Source organism: Nitrospirae bacterium YQR-1 (assembly GCA_039908095.1).
Classification (GTDB): Bacteria; Nitrospirota; Thermodesulfovibrionia; order Thermodesulfovibrionales; family Magnetobacteriaceae; genus Magnetomonas.
This window is the reverse complement of the sequence record JAMOBJ010000009.1, coordinates 77,775-94,728: the sequence shown is the minus strand read 5'-3', so window position 1 is coordinate 94,728 and position 16,954 is coordinate 77,775. Positions and strand designations below refer to the sequence as shown.

The following is a 16,954-nucleotide window of genomic DNA, read 5'->3' as shown; positions in this document are numbered from 1 at the left end:
TTCCCGCCTACGAGCGACAATCCAGTCTTTTCTCTGCATCATTAGATGATAAAAAAACTCTGCCGGAGTTAACTACAAAGGCAATAAAAATAATTTTGGAGAAGTTACTGAAAAATCATGTATTCTCTGCAGGCAGTTCTAAGGTAAAAGCAGCGCCGGTGTCTGTGTTTTGTACATAAATTTTGCCACCCATGTTGACTTCTATTATGATTTTTGACATATATAAACCTATTCCGGTTCCCTCATCCCCTTTGGTAGTAAAGTAGGGTTCAAATATTTTGTTAAGTAAATTCTCCGGAATACCACCGCCGTTGTCTTTAATAATAATCTTGATACAGTTTGGCTCCCTTACTGTTATTAGCTCAATCAATCCGTGCTCACTATCTTTTAATACCCCTTTTATTCTTGCAGATACTATTGCATCTTTTGCGTTTACTATTATGTTTAAGAGTACCTGTTTTATTTCATTTGGATACACAACTACATTTAAAACTTCATAAGCACAGGTGTTTATAATCGCACAATTCTCTAATGACATTTCATGGAAAAAACACCTACATTCATGATTAAAACGAATTCTTAAGCTTTTCAGCTCTGATAATACTATCACCAATACTGAGTTAATTATTAAGTTTACATCAAGTTTTACTTTAACTTTTGTCGGTTTAAAAAAGTCCCTGAAATCGTTGACGGTATCCGACATAAATTTAATGTGATTCATAGCGGTTTCTATTGTTTCATCAATGTATCTGCTGTTAAGCTGATTGAATATATAGGCTTCCTTTATGTCCTGTACAAGCAGGCTTAAAGAGTTAAGCGGTTGTTTCCACTGGTGGGCAATAGAATTTATCATTTCACCCATTGTGGCCATTTTTGATTTTTGAATTAACAGGTCCTCTTGTATCTGACGCTTTTTTACCTCTTCAATCACTTTTTGTTCTAAATTTTTGTTTAAGTCTTTTATTTTTGCCATTAGCTTTTTACGTTGTGTAATATCCCTTAAAGAGGCCAAAAATGCAATCTCATTTTCCCATTCAGTCTCCACAATTTTCATTTCTATAGAAATGGTTTTACCATTTTTATGTAAAATCTCTATTTCAGTCTTCTCAGACGATACAACCGGAAAACCAAAATACTCTCCGATGAGTTGGACGGACTTTTTACCAAATAATTTCTCTGCAGCAGGGTTTACAAAACGCACACGTCCTTCCAGGTCAACTACTAAAATGCCATCGGCATTTTGTTCGATTATTTGAGCAAAACGCACATCATTTGCTTGTTTTAACTTTAAAGTCATATTGTTATGTTCTATGGCATAGCATATAGAGCGTGCCAGCACTCTGCTTTTAATCTCAGATTTAACAATATAATTCTGGGCTCCGTCCTGTACCGCTCTTAGAGCCAATTCCTCATCTTCCAGTCCGGTTAAAATTAAAATCGGAATATTCTCTACGATCGGGCGTATGCTTAGGAAAGTATCGTAGCCCTTAGAGTTTTCAAGATTAAGGTCTGTTAATATTACATCTATACAACTGCCCAAAGAGATATATTCTTTTGCTTTTGCAAGACTCTCTGCGGTGTATATATCAAACCTTAAATAAGAAACCTCCGACAATATTTCCCTTATATAATCAATATCGCCTAAGTCATCTTCAATAAGCAAAAGTTTTATTTTTCCTGGATTATTTGTCATTTGCTTTTCTGATAAACCAAACCCTTTTACTTATAGTATTTTATCTGAGAAATAATATAAAAGAAAGTAAAAATTTATATGCAAAACACTATAAGAAGGTTAAGAAGTTTTTACTTGACAAGTAAAAATTACTCTATTAACAATTTCTCAGAAACTTTTAGAGTTTTTAAAACTCTCTGCCCGTTTTGTGTCAGGTTATAAAGCTTGTCTCTGTCCTGAGCAATGATATTTGATTCTTTAAGGATTTTCAGGTGAAAGGCTATTTTTGCATTATCCTCAACGGAGAGTTCTTTAAGAATTTCAGAAAAACGTGCTTTTTTATTTATATCTAAAAATTTAATAATTTGTCTTCTTAGCGGATTTGAAAGTGTACCCATTACATTGTCAAGGTCGGGCTTGGCAGAAAGATTCTCTTCAAACCTTGCCTCCTCCAATACCCTCCGGATAATAACCAGCAATTCCTCAACGTCAAACGGCTTTGAGATAAACTCGTCGGCTCCCTTTTTTATTGCCTCCACTGCACTGTCTATAGTTGCAAAGGCTGTAATTACAATAATTTTTACTTTAGGGCTTAGTTTCTTAAATTCTGATATGGCATCCATCCCTTTAATTCCAGGCATTATTAGATCCAGAATTATTACGTCTGTGGCCTCCACAGCGTTATTGTTTAAAGTGTCCGATGCAGAAATCGAACCTTCTGCTTTAAACCCGGCATCCACCAGCACTTCCACAAGATTCTCACGTAAATCTGTATCGTCATCAACCACCAATATATTACTCATTGGAGCCTGCCTTTGGAAACTTAATTGTCACAGTACTTCCAACACCTTTAGAGCTTGTTATTTCTATACTTCCATTGTGCTCAGTAACAATACCATAACATATGTAAAGTCCCATTCCTATAGACGTCCCATTTTCTTTAGTCGTATAAAACGGATCAAAAATATTTTTTATATGGTCATCCTGGATTCCGCAACCGGTATCAGCCACTATGGTTTCTACAAACTCCTCAGATTGTTTTGTTGTAATAGTAAGCTGCCCTCCAAAAGGCATAGCCTCGGCTGCATTGTTGAAAATATTGATAAACACCTGTTCAAGCCGCATATAATCACATTTTATGTCCGAAACAACTGACAGCTTTTTAGATATTTCTATTATTTTAAGTTTTGAAGAAACCAGAGTAAGTGAGCTTTCGATTACCTCGTTAATGTCTATGATAATCATATTGGGGGAACTGTGCCTGGAAAAACTTAATAATTCCCTTGTTATCATTGTGGCTCTATCTATGTTTTTTTTGATTAAATCTATTTTTTTTATTAGATAGTTGTCAACATTGGAATTTTGAAGCCTGTTTTTCAGAGTGTGGGTAATTAATAGGATATTGCTAAGCGGGTTATTTATTTCATGTGCCATACCTGCTGCAAGCCTGCCGATAGAAACCATCTTTTCAGACTGGTATAATAACTGCTCAGTCTTTTTTCGTTCTGTCACATCACGAAGTGAGGCCAGATAAACCATCTCGCCCTCCCACGGAAGTTCCACAACTCTCATCTCCGCTATTTTCATGGCACCGGCTCTGTTTACTATATCTATTTCTATGGTTTCACCGTCAACCATAGGAAAACCAAATAATTCACCAATCAGTTCATTGCAGGGGCGTCCAAACATATTCTCCAGTGCCGGATTTACAAAAAGTATGAACCCGCTCTTATCTACGATCACTATTGCATCTGCATTCCTCTCTATTATTTTAAAAAATCTGTTCTCTCCGGACTGTTCGATCTCCACAAGCAGCCGGTTACGTTCAATAGAATAACAAAGAGTGCGGGCTAATACCTTTTCATTGATTTTCCATTTGAAAATATAATCCTGAGCACCCTGCTTTACAGCTCTTATCGCCAGGTTTTCGTCATCTAAAGTCGAAAGTATTATTATTGGTTTTTTTTTAGCTGTTAAACGCAACTTTTCAAATGTTTCTATTCCAGTGCTATCCGGTAGAAACAAATCCAGTAAAATAACATCAAAAGATGACTCATGTAGCTGGTCTCTTGCTGTTCTCAGGCTTTTTGCATAACTGAGTTCAAAGGTGCAGATATTAAACTCAGAGAGTGATTCTTTTAAATAATCAATATCCTGGTCGTCATCCTCTACGAGCAAAACTTTTATAACTTTTTCATGAGACATTTGCATTTTCAGGAAATCAAATATCCTTAAATAATTCAGCCGTGCGGTGTACCTCGGAAGATGCAATCTGTATGGGATTGCCGGTTAGAATCCCCACAACGTTTCTAAATGGGTTGCCTATGTGCATTCCATCGCTGTCTATCTGAAATTCACGAATTTCTTTGTCGTGAGTGGAGCCTCGCATTTTTAAAACTGTAATCCCACGTCTGGTCTCTCCGTAGAGTTCAACATAACGCAAAAGTATTATCGTATCTGTAATTGTAGAAATATGGGTTTCAGTAATAGAGGTGCCGCCTAAAAGAGTAGGCGTTGTGGATGTAAAAAATCCGGCCACTTCCTGATGCTTTATAAATGATGTTACGCTGATTACAAACTCTCTGAAACTTCTTATAGTTGATACCCTCTCAAGCGCCGATAAGCTGTCCACTGCTATGCGGTTAGGTTTATAGCTATCAATAATTTTTTTCATTTTTATCAGATGATCTTCCAGTGATGAGGTCTCCGGGTACTCGCAAACTACCTTTAGCCTTCCATCCTTTTCCATTTGCTCATAGTCCACTCCCCAACCTATGGCGTTTCTAAAGAGCTGCTCTCGGCTCTCTTCAAAGGCAAAAATGAGGCATTTTTCGTTATTTTTAGCGCCACCTGCCATAAAATGCGTTACCATCAGCGTTTTACCGGTTCCGGTTGCTCCTGAAACTAAAATTATAGAATCTCTATAGAAACCGCCGGAACACATTTTGTCAAGTTCAGAGCTGCCCGAGGTGATTCTCACGTCGGATGATTTCTGTTTAAGCTCTATTGCCGAAAGTGGTATGATAATTATACCCTCGCCAGGGATAATCGTAAAAGGATATTCCCCTTTCTGGTGGTCAGTCCCCCTGAACTTCAGTATCTCTATAGTGCGGCGTCTCTTTTCGCCTTCCAGTGAGTTTCTCAGCACTACCACATTGTCAGCGACAAACTCCTCCACGCCAAACCGTGCAATTATTCCATGCTCCTCGGTGCGCTCCGCCGTTATAATGCTAGTAACATTCATCTTTTTAAGAGCATAGGTTATACGGAAAATCTCTCTGCGCACTGTAGCCCTGTCTGAAAACTGACTGAAAAATGCACCTAATGAATCCAGAGAAACTCTGGTTGCGCCTACTTTCTGAATCGCATGTTCTATGCGGGCTAAAAGCCCTCCCATGTCATAGACGCCGGCCTCTACGACCTCGGTCTCAGGCTGTGGCGAGGCATCAACAAATGTCCATTTCCCCTCCGCCTCATATTGTCTTATATCCCAGCCGAAACTCTTCATATTTCTTCTTATTTCCTCGGGGGATTCCTCAAAGGTGACAAAAACCCCTTTTTCTCCATGCTGTTTTATTCCTTCCACCAAAAACTGTGTAACAAAAACCGTTTTAGCACTTCCTGCCGTACCAGATAGAAGCGTTGAGCGATTTTTAGGAAATCCGCCGTTTGATATCCAATCAAAACCTGGAATGTGTGACTCTGTTTTTATTACCACTGTATCTATAGTTTTCAATTCCATTTCTTTCCCTCTCCTACTGCTTGTGCTTCACATATGGTTGTAAATCAAGCCCTAAAAGGACTTTTTCAGTATCAGACAAATCCCCGATAATTCTTCTTAGAGGAGGGGGAAGTTCTTTTATTAAAGTCGGAGTAGCAAGGATTTTTTCATCTTCTGCTAATTGCGGCCTTTCCAATACGTCTATTATAACCATCTCATATTGGTTTTGAAGCTCAACCTCACACAGGTTTTTTAAATTGGTAATAGCCCGTTCTGACTTAGGGGTCTTACCCGTTATATAAAGCTTCAATATATAGTTGCCCATACACAGTCCTCCATTTATATTTTTCCATAACTATTATTATAATATATTTTCATAAATCCAGATTTTTTCTGAATAATATAAAATAATTACGGTAATATGAAGCTAAATTTCCCATCAACTCTAAAAGAATAAAACGGCTCTCTTCCATACATAACTGAGCTTTAGCCATATTCATCCCGTTTAATTTCAACTTTAGCGCCTCGGAATGAATTTCAACTACATCCCTGGGCCCGGACTTCATGAAACCAAGCTGTTCGGCCATAGCAAGCAATGGCTCCGCAATGCCGGCCTCGGTCTTGTATATTCTTTGTTGCAAAGCAGATTCTGTGATGTCACAATATTTGTTTACAAAATCATCGAATATTTGTCTGTTTCCGTCTCGTAATGACGACTTCCCAAGCATTTGAGAAGTAATAGAGGCTTTAGGAGAGCCTGAGAGGCGATCCAGAGAAATCATCTCCTGTCGATGGCTGGCTTCATGGCGCATTTTAGCCAGTTCTAACTGCAATCTGTTTCTCTCTATGGCATACAACAAAGACCTTAAAAGCAAATGGCCGTTAAATGTACCCTTCACCAGGTAGTCTTGCGCACCCATAGAGACTGCCTGGGTTGCAAACTTGTCATCGTCCATTCCTGAAAGGACAACTATCGGGACTTCTGGTATTAAAGCGTAAATGGCGGTAAACGTATCCAGTCCCTTGCTGTCGGGCAGCATCAAATCTAAAATCACAACATCAATATTACCTTGTGGCAGCCTGCCGAAAGCCGAGGACAAACTTTGCGTTTTTTCTATCTTCAGCTTCACATTTGCTTCATCCTTGAGAAGCTCTTCTATCAGGGCTATTTCGCCGGAGTCATCCTCAATAATCAATAGTTTTATAACTTTTTGGCTATTCATTCGACTTTGCTACACCAGTTTAATATCCATTTTTTTATCCTTTATAAAAACTTGAAACTTACAATCATTTTGGCGGGAGCTTTACAATTGTAAACCAAAACTCCTCTATTGTATTTACTACTTTTATGAACTCCTCAAATCCTACCGGTTTGGTTACGTAAGAATTTGCTCCAAGGTTATAGGATTTTACAATATCCTGTTCTGCATCGGATGTGGTAATTACTATAACGGGTATGTGCTTTAGGCTGTCGTCCGTCTTGATTTCTTTAAGGACTTCCCTGCCATCTTTTTTAGGCAGGTTCAGGTCTAAAAGGATCAAATCCGGCGTGGCAATTTTGCAATATTTTCCTTCTTTTCTCAGATAAGACATAGCTTGCTCGCCATCCCCTACAACGCCTAGATTTACGAGGACTTTAGAACCTTGCAGTCCCTCTACCATAAGGTCTATATCGCCAGGGTCGTCTTCTATCAGGAGTACCTCTATCTGTTTTGAATTCATTATAACTTTAAACCTCGCTAAGCTAAGTTTATCATATAAGCTGAAAAAATATCAATAACTAAAACTTATAAAAATTTTTAAGTTTAAAACAAGACTCCGTTTCAGGCACGCGCCTGCATTAATGTATCTATGGAAATGTTTCAATAATTATAGCGATTGAATAATAGTCTAATGTTGACAAGCAATAAGAAAAGTTAATATGATTAGGAACTAATGGAGGATAATTTTCAAAAACGGCAGTTCTATAAAGATGAATAGATACAGTGACATAAACACTAAACAAAATATTCTCATAGTAGATGACCATCCGGCAAATTTGGTCGCTCTGGAGTCATTGCTTGAGGAGCTGGACCTTAATATTTTCAAAGCCGACTCAGGGAAAAACGCTTTGTCAGTGCTACTTGAGCACGACGTTGCGATAGTTCTCTTAGATGTAATGATGCCTGAAATGGACGGTTATGAAGTAGCAGGGCTAATGAAGGGCAACAAGCAAACCCGAAATATTCCTATTATTTTCATAACAGCATCACAGGAGGATAAAAAACATACATTTAAAGGTTACAAAATTGGAGCAGTTGATTTTTTATATAAGCCGGTGGAACCTGAAATCCTGATAAGTAAGGTAAACGTTTTTATAGAGTTAAACAAACAAAAACAAAAACTTCAATACATGGCATCTATGTTGAGCCAATCTGAGGAAAAATATAAAAAGATAATCGAAACCACAGACGACGCAATTTTTATAGCTGACGCCGCAACCGGATTAATCACAGAGACCAATATGATGGCTGAAAAAATGCTCGGGATTCCACGGGAACAAATTATCGGGATACATCAGAAGTTGCTCCATCCTCTGAGAGAGGCGGAGAGATACGAAAAGCTTTTTAAAGAGAGCATCTTAAAAGGAAAATCCACTAATGAGTACCTTGTAGTTGTTAATAAAGACGGCAAGGAAATTCCCGTGGATATCAGAGCAAATGTAATAAAACTTGGAGATAATCTGCTGATAGCCGGCTTTTTCAGAGATGTAACACAAAGAAAGCTTGCGGAAGAAGCACTTAAAGAAAAAACAGTTTATCTGGATAATATACTGCGCTATTCATTGAATATGGCAATAGTTGCGACAGATATTGATTTTATTATTAAATATTTTAATCCAATGGCCGAAAAACTCTTTGAACTCAAATCTGATGATGTTACAGGTAAAAGCTTACAGGATGTTGTAGATATGCTGAAACTTGATGTTTTAAACCTCAAAGATGGATTGGGAAAAATTATTAAAGGGCAGGGATATAGTTTTGAGTACTGTATCATAAAGACTGAAGCTAAAAAAATAATTGAAGGTAATATGTTTGGAATCAGGGACAGCAATGGAGTTTTAACGGGATGTATATGTATGTTTAATGATGTAACTGAAAAAAAGAAAACCGAGGACGAATTAAAAGCCTACCGTGACCATCTTATGGAAATGGTACAGATGCGAACTTCAGAGCTGAAAGAGCTAAACTCCCAACTGGAGGTCGAGGTAGGATTTCGCAGAAAAATGGAGAAGATGTTAAAATTACAGACTATAGAGCTTACTCGTTCAAATGAAGAATTGGAGCATTTTGCATACTTGGCATCCCATGATCTTCAGGAGCCTCTCAGAAAAGTTACTAGTTTTACCGAGCTTTTACAAAAACGTTATCAGGGAGTGTTGGACGAAAAAGCAGACAAATTTATCGGCTATATTGTTGACGGCACGCAGAGGATGCAGAAGTTAATCAACGACCTTCTGGCTTACTCACGTGTAGGTACAAATCAGAAAGTAATTGAACCGGTGGATTTATCAAAAACTCTTAACATAGTGCTATCCAATCTCCAAAGAACTATAGATGAAACTCAGAGTCTGATAACATATGACATATTACCGGTTGTCATGGCGGATGAAACACACATGGTACAGTTATTTCAAAATCTTATAGGAAATGCGATAAAATTCAGGGGTAATGAGCAGCCGATGATACACATATCGGTAAAAACAATAACAGATGAGTCAATAAGAGGTTTTGCCACCGGACAGTGTAATGGGTGGCACTTTTCAGTCACAGACAATGGGATTGGGATTAAGGTCATAGATTACGACAAGATATTTATGATGTTTCACAGGCTACATGGCCGCGGAGAGTATGCAGGGACAGGCATTGGTCTGGCGATATGCAAAAAGATTGTGGAAAGACACGGTGGACGTATATGGGTTGAGTCGGAATACGGCAAAGGGACAAGTTTCCACTTTACTCTTTTCAGCAACGATTCAGTAATTTAAAAAAAGAAAAGACGGTGGTCTCTTTAATGCATAGAAATCAGGCTTTAAGTAAATCACTACTGTGCTGGATGTTGCTATTTACCGGTTTATACGTTTGCAGTCTTTATAATTATCTTCTCTTTCACAGCATGGCTGAGCTATTTAGTATTGTCGTAGCTTTCAGTATCTTTATCTTTACATGGCACTCAAAACATATGTTTAAGAATGGTTTTTTTCTATTTATCGGAATAACTTATTTTTTTACCGGTTTTGTTGACTTATTTCACACATTGACTTATAAAGGTATTAATGTTTTCCCTGAACACAGTACAAATCTTCCAACTCAGCTTTGGATATCCGCCAGGTATATTCAAAGTATATCCCTTTTTTCAGCGATTTTCTTCATTGACAGAAAACTCAATGAGAACTACCTGTTTATATTGTTAAGTACAATTACCTCATTAATTTTACTATCCATTTTTGAATGGCAGGTATTTCCTGTTTGCTATCTGGAACAGTCCGGATTAACAATTTTTAAGAAAGTAAGTGAATATTTCATTTCGTTGTTATTGTTAATTACAGCTCTGATGTTAAGGGCAAGACGGAGCTCTTTCATCCACGGAGTATATAGGTTGATATGTGTATCAATAGTGTTGACGATATGTTCGGAATTAATATTTACGATTTATTTATCAGTATTCGATATATTTAATTTTACAGGCCATTTTTTAAAAATATTAGCTTCATATTTAATCCTGAAAGCAATAATAGAGATGGGGTTGGTTAACCCGTATAATCTGTTGTTTGATAATCTGCTTGAGAGCCAAGATGAATTAAAAAAGCTCTATAAAGCTGTAGAGCAATCTGCAGACATGATAGTTATAACCAACACAGAAGGAATAATAGAATATATTAATCCTGCATTTGAGGTAATTACAGGTTTTACAAAATCCGAGGTTCTTGGAAAAAAACCAGCTCTATTGAAGTCCGGCAAATATGACCAAAAGTTTTATGAAACCTTATGGTCAACTATTTTAAACAAAGAGGTTTTCCAATATACATTTATTAACAAAAGGAAGGACGGTTCGCTGTTTTATGAAGATAAGACTATAACGCCTATAACAAACGAGCATGGTTCTTTAACAAGCTTCATTTCAATAGGCAGAGATATAACAGCACGTAAGAGAGCTGAACATGAACTTATAGAACGTTCAGAGGAGCTGGTTCGTTCCAATCAGGAACTTGAACAATATGCCTACGTAGCCTCACATGACCTTTTGGAACCACTGAGGATGACTACAAACTATGCACAAATGCTGTCCAAAAAATATGCAGATTCATTGGATGATAACGCTCAAAAATATATAAACTATATATTGAATGGTGTCCATAGAATGCGCACACTCATTACCGATCTTTTGTCATTTTCACGGATAACAACTCAGGGTAAAAAATTTATATCAGTCAGTATGAACAAAGTGTTAAAAACAGTTATTTCCAACCTGGAACCTGTAATAGAGGAAAGTAATGCCAAAATCTATAATGATATGCTTCCAACAATAGTTGGCGACAGGACCCAGATGATACAATTGCTGCAAAACCTTATTGGAAATTCCATCAAATTCAGAGGCCGGAGTGACCCTGAGATACATATCCGGGCAAAGCAGCATCAATGCAGCAAAACAGATAAAACCACGATTGATAATATGTTTAATCAAACACAACGTACAGCCTGGCTATTTTGTGTAAGCGACAACGGCATAGGAATAGAGCCCCAGCACATTGAGCGTATATTTAATATGTTTGAACGACTTCACAGCAGGGATAAGTATGACGGCACAGGAATAGGGCTGCCTATATGTAAAAAAATAGTGGAGCGCCACGGAGGAAACATTTGGGCGGAGTCTGAGTGTGGAAAGGGTACTTCATTTTACTTCATTCTTTTTTCATAAGATGTTAAGTCTCAGATACCATACTTAAAGCTACTGGTAACTTAATAGTAAAACAGGTACCCTCGTTTATGGTTGATTCACATGTTATTGAACCGTTGTGAGATTCTATTATTCCATATGTAATGGAAAGGCCAAGCCCTGTGCCTTTACCAACTGGTTTAGTCGTGTAAAACGGTTCAAATATTTTATCAATTGCTTTCTCCCAAATACCGGTACCATTGTCAATAAATTTTATAGCAACTTGATTGGAATCAGAACATGTAGCAATCTCCACAATTATTTTAGCATTATGATTGCGGTTCTCTAAGGCGTCAATTGCATTTATGAATAAATTAATAAAAACCTGTTCAATTTGATTAGGATTTAGTAATACAAGAGGCAAATTCGGTTCTATAACTTTTTCAAAAACAATATTTTTAAGAGCCAATCTTTTATTTATAAGCAGCAGTGAATAGTCTAATATTTTTGTTATGTCAGAGGCGTTTTTTTGCATAACAACATCTCTTCTTCCAAATGTTCGCAGATGATTTATTATATCTGTAATACGTTTTATCTGATTATATGCAATATGCGCCTCATCAGCCAGTGATTTAAAATCAAGAGTATTGCGTTTAAAGTCTTCTACTATTCCCTGAACAAAGGTGCTTATATAAGTAAGGGGTTGGTTTATTTCGTGAGCCATACCTGTAGCCACCTCCCCCAGTGTTGCCATCTTAGATGCAGACAATATCTTTATCTGCATCTTCTGTTTTTCTATCTCGACTTTCTTTTTATCAGTTACATCGTTAAGCATTATAAGATATACGAGTTGCCCTTCCCATTCTATAACAGTTAAACGCATAACAGCTAAAACAATAGTACCATCTTTTCTGAGTATTTCGATATCAGCTTCCTTACCGGTAACCAGAGGGAATCCGAAGGGCTGATCTTTAATTTCCTCTGAATGGCGGTCAAATAACAATTCTGCAGCAGGATTTATAAGCTGTACAATACCGTCCATATCTACAATTAATATACCATCCATGCTTTTTTTAAAGATTGAAAAGTATTGTCGTTCAACAGTAATTTGCATTTTGGTTAAATACGATTGCCTTAATATCGAACTCTCAACCACGTGGATAAGAAAGCTATCATCAAAGTGTTCCTTGATAAGATAATCCTGAGCTCCATGAAACATAGCTTCTTTTATAAGCTTTGAGTTTTCGTAATCAAGCAGCAATATAGCCGGAATGTCAGGATATTTTAAACGCAACTTTAAAAATGTATCTATCCCTGAGCTGTCAAAAAGAAAGAGATCCAAAATCACTACATCTATTGCACCACTGCTCAGATGTTTAAATGCACCTGAGAGAGTATCTGTAGTTTCTATATTAAAAATTTCAGGTAATTTACTACTTATTTGCCTGATTATGTTTAAATCGCTTTGGACTATTAAAACTGTTCCGGTTATTAGTGTCATATTTCAGTTAGTCATACCAAGGTTGCAGTCAAAAGAGTAACGAGGCGGCAAGGAGAAAGCGACACCTCCCCTTACAGGGGATTCCCCTTTTTAGGGGAGAGTACGTCAAGGAGCTTTCGACGATGCCAACAAAGTTAATCGAATGAATGCAACTTGGTATCAGATAAACGGTATCAGCGTGTTGCATGTATATTAGCTGAAACAACCTCCAAACTAATCTTGTTAAACTGCTGAGTTAATTTTATTTGAGACTAAAATTGAAAAACAAGTAAAATTGTGTTAACCTGAGGGCAGTAAAAATCAGATGGAGTTAACTTAAAAATATGAGGTTTCTTCTTTATGTTAGTGCGGCATCAATTGATTTTTCAATGCGAATATGTTTTAGTTCAGGTGGAAATAGATAAATCCCTAAATGAATTAGTATAGTACAGAGAAGGAGGGAGTGCCTGTAAGTGATTGATAAATAAAGGAACATAAAGTGCGCCACGAAGGACTCGAACCTTCAACCAACGGATTAAGAGTCCGCTGCTCTACCATTGAGCTAGTGGCGCAACAGTTGATTCTACTATGCTTTCTCTCTTTATGTCAATACACATCTATAAAAAACACGTCTATCTCAAAAAAAATTTAAAGTACTGCTGAACTAGTTCTTATCAGTTCCTTTAGTGTGTTTTTCAAACATGCCTTGTAACATGTCGTTAGCACAGAACTTTCCGCACATTGTGCAACTGTGTTCATTAGTACCGTTTCTTTTCGTTCTTATTTCGGCAGCCCTTTCCGGGTCAATTGCCAAAGAAAACTGACTCTGCCAATCCATATCTCTTCTTGCCTTGCTGATTTTTTTATCTCCGGCCGTATCAGATAGTTTTACTATATCGCCAATGTGGGCAGCTATTTTTGCTGCTATTACACCCTCTCTTACATCCTCAGGGAAGGGCAATCCAAGGTGCTCAGCCGGAGTTACATAGCACAGGAAATCCACTCCGTATGATGACGACAGGGCGGCACCCACTGCTGAGGTTATGTGGTCATAGCCGGGCGCTATATCGGTTGTAATAGGCCCCAGCATATAAAACGGCGCCTCTGCGCTCATCTTCTTTGCCAATATAATGTTTGCCTCTATCTCATTAATTGGAATATGCCCTGGGCCCTCCACCATTGTCTGACAGCCCATTGCCCTGCCGGTTTCTGCAAACTCACAGTTTATGATTAACTCCTGTATCTGAACCCTGTCCGTTGCATCGGCAATTGCCCCTGCACGGAATCCGTTACCAAGGCTGAGAACTACATCATATTTTTTGAGGATACTGACAACCCTGTCAAAGTTTTCGAACAATGGGTTTTCCTTGTTATTGTACTGCATCCAGGCTACCATGCACGCTCCCCCTTTTGAAACAAGCCCTCCGTACCTGTAATGCTGTTTTTTCAAAACCTCAAGAGTAAGCCTGTTTATGCCGCAATGGATTGCCATAAAGGATACTCCCTCCTGACATTGTCTCTCTATTACTTCCCAAAGCAGCTCCTCAGGCATCTCTGTAACAGAGCCGTACTTTTGTGCCGCTATGGCAAATGCCTCATAAAGAGGGACTGTGCCTAAGGGCAGTTTTACAGCATCCATTACGGCTCTCCTGATTTGTGTTATATTGCCTCCTACACTTAAATCCATTATCGTATCGGCGCCGTATTTTTCTGCTATCATAGCTTTTTCTATTTCCATATCAGGATTAATAATGTCGGTTGATGTGCCTATTGAGGCATTAACCTTAGTTGTCAATCCTTTGCCGATACCGGTAACTTTTACTTTTCTGTCTATACTATACGGAATAACAACTTTACCTGATGCCACCCGGCGCATTACAGTGGCTGCCTCAAGTCTCTCATTTGCCGCAACCGCCCTGACCTCCTCCGTTAACTCACCTGCAAGTGCCTTTTCAATTTGTGTCATTCACTGCCTCCTGTGTTTTCATTTGATAATAATTGTTATAGTTTTTTCGTAAAATAAAAAAAGGGCTCCGAGGGACGCTAACGTCCATCGGAACCCTTTACCATCGAATTCCTTATAGTCAACCCTAAAATCTCAGCAGGTCTTCTGGCTTATGGCTATACCCTGCCGGCTGCCGCCTTCCCACTATGTTTAAACATAGCAGTGGCGATAAACTGCAACCCTCGTCACCATTTACAGCAGTGGGACTGCCACGGACTTACACCGTGTTCCGGAATGCTGAAACCTAAAAAGTTGTTATGGTTATAATAACATATTAGTCAAATGAATTACAACTACAAAAATGTCTGCGAAAACCTCTCTACATCTCAATTCTGGTGATAACTCCGCGGAGCTTATGTGAGGGCAGTGCATAGAACTGGACAAAGGCCGGTGTCAGTCTCTTTATTACAGAAAAAATTTGCCATATAAAATTCCTTGTCACTATATCTTCAACACCGTAGAAAATTGTTTTTTCTTTAATTCCATTTTTATTCAATATTGCTTCGACATCAATGACTTCCATATAACCGATTTCAATCATAAAGGCTCTGAGCCCGGGGGCAACCTCCTCCCCATGCCACCCTGCAACGCCAAAGGGCTCATCCTTTACACGCATAGACACTATGATGTTATCCTCATATATTATGTTGGCTGTAAACATCGTGCTCGCCACATAGGGAGGAATTACCTGAATATCCCTTGCAAAAAATAAAACCGTTCCCTGTATCTTATTCAGGTTTTTATAATGTTCAATATATTGAGGTAAAAAGTCAGCAAGCGGAATCGGCTTTAAGCTCTTGTATAACATCTTTTGCCCTGACGTGTATATAAGAATTATAAGGAAAGGAATTGAGGCAATGATTATTGACCAGTATCCACCGTGAGGGATTTTAAACATATTGGAAAGGAAAAATATGAGATCAACAAGGAAAACAATAAAAGAAAGAGATGATCTTATATACTGCTTTCTTAAAAAGAAAATCCATGTCATAAAAAATCCGGTAAGTGACATTGTACCTGTAACGGCAAGGCCATATGCGGCGGCAAGATTGCTCGATTCCTTAAATCTGTTCATAACAATCAAAACCGATATTAGCAAAAACCAGTTAACAAATCCAATATATATCTGAGAGCGCAGTTTTTCAGAAGTATAGTCCACTTTAAACATCGGCATAACTCTTGTGGTTATACCCTGATAAACAATTGAAAACATGCCGCTTATCATAGCCTGCGAGGCTATTACAGTTGCCATAATGCTAAGAACTAAAAAAGGCACATATAGAAACTGCACTTGATTGAAAACCATCTCAAAGAGTACATTTTTAACCGCAGGGTTTTTTATAACATATGCACCCTGGCCAAAGTAATTAAGGACAAGCGCTATAAGAACAAAGTACCAGGCCCGTACGATTGGCCGTCTCCCAAGATGCCCCATATCAGCATAGAGTGCCTCACCTCCGGTAGCACACAGCGTTACCTCAGATAAAATAAAGAAGCCGCTAACCCCCTTACTCAAAAGAAACTTTACCCCGTAATAGGGATTTACCGCCTTTAACACCTCAGGGGCTTTTATTAATGAAACCACCCCTGAAACAGAAAGGCACACAAACCATATAACCATAAGAGGGCCAAATGCGCTTGCCACTTTCTCCGTTCCCTTTCTCTGAATCGAAAAGAGCACTATGGCTATTATCCCGGCAACTATAAGTATCTGGTTATTGGTTAACCCCTCCCATCCCGAAATAAGCTTGGCACCCTCCACAGCACTAAGAATACTTATTGCCGGTGTTATGACACCATCCCCTATAAGCAGCGATATGCCGATAATCGAAAGCACAGAGACAAGCCGCACGTTCCACGGGTTTGCCAGCAACGGAGTCAATAATTCCTTAAGCACAACGGTCCCTCCCTCACCCTTTTTACCCAGACTCATTGCAAGCCATGCGTATTCCAGTGTCACAAGCACTATCAGGGTCCACACTATGAGCGATAAAACCCCCGTTATGTTGTCCGGTGTGGGCTCTATAAGCAGAAGGATTACCGTCAAAGTATAAATCGGGCTTGTACCTATATCACCAAAGACAAGTCCTAAAGACTTTATTATCCCTCTGAGGGGGGTCTGTTCTTTCAACATAAAGCTATTCCAATTCTAAATCACAT

At 38.4% G+C, this 16,954-nt stretch carries 12 protein-coding genes, 1 tRNA gene and 1 riboswitch; of the genes, 2 read left to right on the top strand and 11 right to left on the bottom strand.

Going from position 1 to position 16,954, the window contains the following annotated elements:
- Window positions 1-115: 115 nt before the first annotated feature.
- From H7844_06685 to H7844_06655, 7 genes are all read right to left on the bottom strand, one after another.
- A complete protein-coding gene (locus tag H7844_06685) occupies window positions 116-1,693 on the bottom strand; it encodes an ATP-binding protein (GenBank protein MEO5356968.1) in 1,578 nt (525 codons plus the stop codon).
- 128 nt (window positions 1,694-1,821) lie between these two features.
- The gene (locus H7844_06680) at window positions 1,822-2,475 is read right to left on the bottom strand and encodes a response regulator (protein MEO5356967.1); all 654 of its coding nucleotides are present in this window, start codon (window positions 2,473-2,475) and stop codon (window positions 1,822-1,824) included.
- Entirely contained in the window at window positions 2,468-3,877 is a 1,410-nt protein-coding gene (locus tag H7844_06675; protein MEO5356966.1) for an ATP-binding protein, read from the bottom strand. The genes H7844_06680 and H7844_06675 overlap by 8 nt, the downstream gene beginning before the upstream one ends.
- Before the next feature lie 16 nt (window positions 3,878-3,893).
- Window positions 3,894-5,414, bottom strand: a complete 1,521-nt coding sequence (kaiC, locus tag H7844_06670) for a circadian clock protein KaiC (protein ID MEO5356965.1) — start codon at window positions 5,412-5,414, stop codon at window positions 3,894-3,896.
- 13 nt (window positions 5,415-5,427) lie between these two features.
- Window positions 5,428-5,718, bottom strand: coding sequence for a circadian clock protein KaiB (kaiB, locus tag H7844_06665; GenBank protein MEO5356964.1), 291 nt, complete (start codon window positions 5,716-5,718; stop codon window positions 5,428-5,430).
- Window positions 5,719-5,767: 49 nt separating this feature from the next.
- Window positions 5,768-6,616, bottom strand: a complete 849-nt coding sequence (locus tag H7844_06660) for a response regulator (GenBank protein ID MEO5356963.1) — start codon at window positions 6,614-6,616, stop codon at window positions 5,768-5,770.
- A 64-nt stretch (window positions 6,617-6,680) separates the two neighbouring features.
- Window positions 6,681-7,115 (bottom strand): response regulator, encoded by a 435-nt coding sequence (locus H7844_06655; GenBank protein ID MEO5356962.1) that lies wholly within the window; start codon window positions 7,113-7,115, stop codon window positions 6,681-6,683.
- A gap of 250 nt (window positions 7,116-7,365) precedes the next feature.
- Between H7844_06655 and H7844_06650 the strand changes: the two genes are divergently transcribed.
- Both H7844_06650 and H7844_06645 read left to right on the top strand, forming a co-directional pair.
- Window positions 7,366-9,420 carry a PAS domain S-box protein gene (locus tag H7844_06650; GenBank protein MEO5356961.1) on the top strand — a complete coding sequence of 685 codons (2,055 nt, stop codon included), beginning with the start codon at window positions 7,366-7,368 and terminating at the stop codon, window positions 9,418-9,420.
- Window positions 9,421-9,446: 26 nt separating this feature from the next.
- Window positions 9,447-11,351 (top strand): ATP-binding protein, encoded by a 1,905-nt coding sequence (locus H7844_06645; protein MEO5356960.1) that lies wholly within the window; start codon window positions 9,447-9,449, stop codon window positions 11,349-11,351.
- A 4-nt stretch (window positions 11,352-11,355) separates the two neighbouring features.
- Here H7844_06645 and H7844_06640 read toward each other — a convergent pair whose 3' ends face one another.
- The 4 genes from H7844_06640 to H7844_06625 all read right to left on the bottom strand — a co-directional run bounded on the left by H7844_06640 (window position 11,356) and on the right by H7844_06625 (window position 16,928).
- Complete coding sequence (locus H7844_06640; GenBank protein MEO5356959.1) at window positions 11,356-12,810, bottom strand: ATP-binding protein; 1,455 nt, start codon at window positions 12,808-12,810, stop codon at window positions 11,356-11,358.
- 479 nt (window positions 12,811-13,289) lie between these two features.
- Window positions 13,290-13,361 (bottom strand) — tRNA-Lys (locus H7844_06635).
- A 92-nt stretch (window positions 13,362-13,453) separates the two neighbouring features.
- On the bottom strand, window positions 13,454-14,755 hold the full coding sequence (thiC, locus tag H7844_06630; GenBank protein MEO5356958.1) for a phosphomethylpyrimidine synthase ThiC: 1,302 nt from the start codon (window positions 14,753-14,755) through the stop codon (window positions 13,454-13,456).
- A gap of 116 nt (window positions 14,756-14,871) precedes the next feature.
- Window positions 14,872-15,051, bottom strand: a riboswitch (cobalamin riboswitch).
- 62 nt (window positions 15,052-15,113) lie between these two features.
- Window positions 15,114-16,928 carry a KUP/HAK/KT family potassium transporter gene (locus H7844_06625; protein MEO5356957.1) on the bottom strand — a complete coding sequence of 605 codons (1,815 nt, stop codon included), beginning with the start codon at window positions 16,926-16,928 and terminating at the stop codon, window positions 15,114-15,116.
- Window positions 16,929-16,954 lie beyond the last annotated feature (26 nt).